This window comes from Marinifilum sp. D737 (genome assembly GCF_026672275.1).
GTDB lineage: Bacteria > Bacteroidota > Bacteroidia > Bacteroidales > Marinifilaceae > Marinifilum.
In genome coordinates, this window is the sequence record NZ_JANQCD010000068.1 from 1 (window position 1) to 5796 (window position 5796).

Below are 5796 nucleotides of genomic sequence, written 5' to 3' on the forward strand. Positions count from 1 at the left end.
TTATTCGTAATCCGAACTGAAGTCGGAATACGAAGTATCTACAAATTTTTCCCAGGCAAGGGGTGACTGATGTACATCTTGCAAATTAGTCACCCTTTGACTTTTCGTACTATTTATTCGTAAGCCGAACTGAAGTCGGAATACGAAGCATCTACAAATTTTTCCCAGTCAAGGGGTGACTGATGTACATCTTGCAAATTAGTCACCCTTTGACTTTGCGTTAGGGATTGAAGTGGATACCCCACAGTGAGGAACGAGCGAGGAGTAGAAACGGAAAGCCCGACCGACGAAGGAGGGAACGCCCTAAAAATGAAAAAAGGCTCAGGAAAATCCCGAGCCTTTGTATTTTAAATTGAAATGCTGTATTAAAACAAGTTTTCCAATAATGAATCTTCAACCAAGTTTGGTAGTGTAACTTTTAAGTCAGGACGACGCTCCATTTCACGTTTGATAGCGAACATGGCCTCATCGTTTCTTGCCCAGCTTCTTCTTGCAATACCATTGTTCACATCGTAGAACAACATGTTTTTCAAGCGAGCATCAGCTTCAGGAGTTCCATCAAGCAGCATACCAAAACCACCGTTGATTACTTCTCCCCAACCTACTCCACCACCATTGTGGATGGATACCCAGGTTGCTCCTCTAAAGCTATCGCCAATTACATTGTGAATGGCCATATCAGCAGTAAACTTACTTCCATCGTAAATGTTCGAAGTTTCTCTAAATGGAGAATCGGTACCACTTACATCGTGATGATCGCGACCTAGAACTACAGGACCAATCTTGCCTGCTGCAATGGCATTGTTGAATGCTTCAGCAATTTTTGCTCTACCTTCGGCATCGGCGTAAAGAATACGAGCCTGAGAACCAACAACCATTTTGTTTTTCTTTGCATCCTTAATCCAGGTGATGTTATCCTGCATTTGCAATTGAATTTCTTCTGGTGATGATTCCATGATTTCCTGCAATACATTCATTGCAATCTCATCGGTCATATCCAAATCTTCTGGTTTACCCGAAGTACAAACCCAACGGAAAGGACCAAATCCATAATCGAAACACATAGGACCCAAGATATCCTGAACGTATGATTTGTATCTGAAGTCGATGCCATTTTCAGCCATGATATCAGCACCAGCTCTTGAAGCTTCCAAAAGGAATGCATTTCCGTAATCGAAGAAATAAGTTCCTTTCGCTGTGTGATTATTAATGGCAGCAGCATGACGACGCAATGATGCTTGTACTTTTTCCTTGAATACTTCCGGTTCTTCACGAATCAATCGGTTCGATTCCTCGAAAGTCACATCAACCGGATAGTAACCTCCGGTCCATGGAATATGAAGAGAAGTTTGATCGGAACCTACGTGAATGAAGATCTCTTCTTTATCGAAACGTTCCCAAACATCAACCACATTCCCAATGTAGGCAATAGAAACGACTTCGTTATTAGCCTGAGCTTCTTTTACTCGGCTAACCAGGTCGTCCATATTGTCAACCAAAACATCAACCCATCCTTGTTCGTGACGCTTGGTTGCTGCTTTAGGATTTACTTCGGCTGCAATGGTAATACATCCTGAAATGTTACCTGCTTTAGGCTGAGCACCACTCATTCCACCTAAACCTGCTGTCAGGAAGATTTTACCTGATGGCGTTTCTCCTTTTTTCAACATTTTACGGAAAGCGTTCATTACCGTAATGGTAGTACCGTGAACGATTCCCTGTGGGCCGATGTACATGAATGAACCTGCAGTCATCTGACCATATTGTGATACACCTAGTGCATTGAATTTTTCCCAATGATCGGGCTTCGAGTAATTCGGAATTACCATACCGTTGGTAACAATTACACGAGGAGCTCCTTTTGATGATGGGAACAATCCCATTGGGTGACCTGAATACATGTGCAAAGTTTGCTCATCGGTCATGGTCGCCAAATATTTCATACAAAGCAAGTACTGCGCCCAGTTTTGGAATACCGCACCGTTTCCACCGTAAGTAATCAATTCCTCAGGATGCTGTGCTACTGCAGGATCCAAGTTGTTTTGCATCATTAGCATGATACCGGCAGCTTGCTGCGATTTTGCAGGATACTCTTCGATTGGACGAGCGTACATTTTGTATTCCGGCTTGAAGCGATACATGTAAATGCGACCGAAATCCAATAGTTCCTGTGCAAATTCAGGAGCCAATTCGGCATGCCACTCTACCGGAAAGTAACGCAATGCGTTGCGAATGGCCAATTGCTTTTCTTCTACCGATAAAATGTCTTTACGTTTAGGAGCTCTGTTGGCATCCTTTGGGTATTCTCTTTTTGCAGGCAATTCTGCTGGAATTCCCTGTAATATTTGTTCTTGAAATGTCATTTTCTTCTCTCCTATTTTACGATAAAAGCTCTGTTTTTCACAAACTCAACCATTGCATTGATATCATCTTTCAACACGCGGTCGTCTTCCAATTTGTCAACCTTAGATCTAATGATTTCGAAGTTCTTTTCGATGATATCAGACAATCTGTTTGGTCTTCTGAATTCAATTGCCTGAGCAGCATACATCAACTCAATGGCAAAGATTTTCTCAAGGTTACCCAAAATCTGGTTGAACTTACGTCCGGAGATAGATCCCATAGAAACATGGTCTTCCTGTCCTAATGAAGTTGGAACACTATCAGCAGATGGAGGGAAACACAATGATTTGTTTTCGGTTACCAAAGCCGCAGTTGTATACTGTGGAATCATGAAACCAGAGTTCAATCCACCGCTTGAAGTCAACAAACGAGGCAATCCATATTTTCCTTCCAAAAGCAAGTAACATCTTCTGTCAGCAATATTACCCAGCTCTGATGCTGCCAAAGCACAATAGTCAATTGCCATTGCCAATGGCTGACCGTGGAAGTTACCTCCTGAGATTGCTTCGGTTTCGCTCAATACGATTGGATTATCGGTTACTGAATTCATTTCGATTTCAGCCATTTCCTTTACGTGGGCAAATGCATTTCTCGATGCTCCGTGAACCTGAGGGATACAACGCAATGAATAAGGATCCTGTACACGCTCACAATTGCTATGCAATGCCAGGTTTTCTGATTCATCCAATAACATGCGCATGCGTTCTGCTACTTTCAAGTTTCCAGGGAATGGACGAATTTCGTGCAATGCCGATTTGTAAGGTGCTGCACTTCCCATAAATCCTTCCAAGCTCATTGCTCCTGCAACATCTGCCAAGTCAAGCAAATATTCCATTCTGTGCAGACCTTTAATGGTATGCGCCAAAATAAACTGAGTACCATTAATCAATCCCAAACCTTCTTTAGCAGCAAGGGTAATTGGCTCCAATCCATGCTGTGCCAATACTTCTTTGGCAGGAAGAATGTCTTTTCCAACCCAAAATTCACCTTCACCCAATAGCGGTAAGAATAAGTGTGACAATGGTGCCAGGTCACCTGATGCACCTACAGATCCTTGCTCAGGCACAACTGGCAAAATATCATTTTCAATGAAGAATAAAATACGTTCAATCACCTCTAAACGAACACCTGAGAATCCTTGAGATAAAGCTTGTACCTTACAAATCATCATGATTTTAGACAACTCCTTACCAATTGGATTACCAACACCAACGGCATGAGTAATAAGCAAGTTCTCTTGAAGCTTGCTGGTTTCTTCCGGAGAAATCTGAGTATCACAAAGTGGTCCGAATCCAGTATTTACACCGTAAACCGCTTTGTCAGAATTCGCCATGGTCTCCACCTTGGCTCTGCACTCATTTACTTTAGCAATAGCTTCTTCAGTTAAGACAGCTTTAAGCTCTCCACGAGCAATCTGTATTGTTTTATCAACTGTTAGTCGATCAATCCCGTATTTAAACATTGTTTAAGTATTTTATATCGTTTATTCTAAACCTCTCAGTTTTATTTATTGCAAATGTAAATGGTATTTTAATACCCAACAAGACTAGTTTTATCAAGATATAATAACCTGGAGTTATCAATTGACAATTAATAATTAGTAATGAATAATTAATAATGAATAATTAATAATGAGTAATTAATAATAAAATATTGGGTTTTATGAAGTTGCTTCTTCGCCCCCAGCTTTTCTGGTCACGAGGCTTCGGGATTTAACTTTTCTACTATTCTACTTCCAGCTTCGCTGGTCCCGATACTTCGGGATTCTACTTTAGCAGTTAGCAAAGAACAATTAATAATAATTATTAAAATAATAGTAATTGGCACAATATTTGAAACATAAAAATTCTTAACTAAACTTACAAACAATGAAAATAAAACTTACCTTAATTCTTATTGCTGCATGCTCCTTATCAGCACTGGCAAACAATTCTAACTACAATTTTTGGACTCAGATTTGGATGGATCATGCAAGTGAATATGAAAAAGAATCCGGAAATTATCAGCAAACACTTCATAATCATTCCTGGAATTACAAGAATCGTAGAATACTGCACGATGCAGCACAGGAATACCTTATTCAATTAGAACAACAAAATGCTTTTTACATCGATCCTGAATTGGAAGATTATTTGTATCAATTAATCAATCAAATTCATCCAAAAGCTTTTCCTTCCCAGCAAAAAATCAATTTGAATATTAAGGTGATCAAATCTGCGATTCCAGAAACATTTTCATTTGCCAATGGAACCATTATCACCAGTACTGGTATGCTATCATTATTACAATCGGAAGATGAATTAATGGCAATTTTAGCCAGGGAAATTGCTCATTTAACCCTGGATCATAATGTAAAAACTTACAATGCGATGCAAACCAAAAAAACCATTTCTGCAATTATTGGTGTGGGAGTTTATGTGGCAAGTACAGCAAATAGATTGGATAAAGGTGATAGCTATTGGGAAGCGGATTACCTGGGAAGCTTTATGGGTGCAAGTTCTGAACTTCTTTCTTATGGAATTTTAAGTGCTTTAGGTGTAGGATACAATCGTTCAAGAATATATGAGGCTGATGAGATTGCCCAGGAATGGATGGTGAAAAACAATCGAAACGCCTATGCTTTATCTCAAGCTATAAGAAGGTTACAATTTTTTGAAGCTCAATCCAGAGGAACCATTAATGAACTTTCAGAGAATCGTTTTTTCCTTAAAAATAGATTTGAAAACATCTTAAATAAAAAGAAGTATCACTTGAAACCTACTGGAATTAAAATGACTATTCTTAATAAGGACTACGACACCAACATTGCAGACTGTTTAAAAACCAATGCCAAATTATTGGTAGCCAATGAGTGTTATGCAGAAGCTCTTCCACTATTGAATCGCTCCATTCAATCACATTGGACCGAAGGTGAAGCTTACTTACTAAAAGCAGTTGCATTGCGACACACCAAATATAGCGAGAAGGATAACCACAACATTCTTACCATTCTTGACGAGGCAGAAAATAATGCGGTTGCCGACTTGCCATGGGTTTGGTCTGAACGAGCATTGATTCACCTGAGATTGAATGAAAAGAAGAAAGCTTTAGATGCATTAATCAGATACGAAGAATATTTTGCACAAGAGCAATCGGAAAACATGTTATGGGCCAGAAGAATGATTGCCAAGTTAAATAAAATAACAAATTAATAAGCTCTTGAGGGTCTCACTCAGAGTGAGGCTCTCAATTAATTCTGGATTGATACCCTCACAACAAGTAGCAATGAACAGTTAACAATGAGTAATTAGTAATTAAAAATAAAATGGTGGGTTTTATGAAGTTGCTTCTTCGCCCCCAGCTTTGTGGGTCCGAGGCTTCGGGATTATACTTTTCTACCTTTATACTTTTTTA

The 5796-nt window shown here is 39.5% G+C and carries 3 protein-coding genes; 1 reads left to right on the forward strand and 2 read right to left on the reverse strand.

The features are described 5' to 3' along the window. Positions 1-365: 365 nt before the first annotated feature. Together NQ163_RS20285 and hutH are read right to left on the reverse strand one after the other, a co-directional pair. Positions 366-2363 carry a urocanate hydratase gene (locus NQ163_RS20285; protein ID WP_268192143.1) on the reverse strand — a complete coding sequence of 666 codons (1998 nt, stop codon included), beginning with the start codon at positions 2361-2363 and terminating at the stop codon, positions 366-368. Positions 2364-2374: 11 nt separating this feature from the next. After that, positions 2375-3865, reverse strand: coding sequence for a histidine ammonia-lyase (gene hutH / locus NQ163_RS20290; RefSeq protein WP_268192144.1), 1491 nt, complete (start codon positions 3863-3865; stop codon positions 2375-2377). Between the two features lie 406 nt (positions 3866-4271). Between hutH and NQ163_RS20295 the strand changes: the two genes are divergently transcribed. Beyond that, entirely contained in the window at positions 4272-5594 is a 1323-nt protein-coding gene (locus NQ163_RS20295; RefSeq protein ID WP_268192145.1) for a M48 family metalloprotease, read from the forward strand. Positions 5595-5796 lie beyond the last annotated feature (202 nt).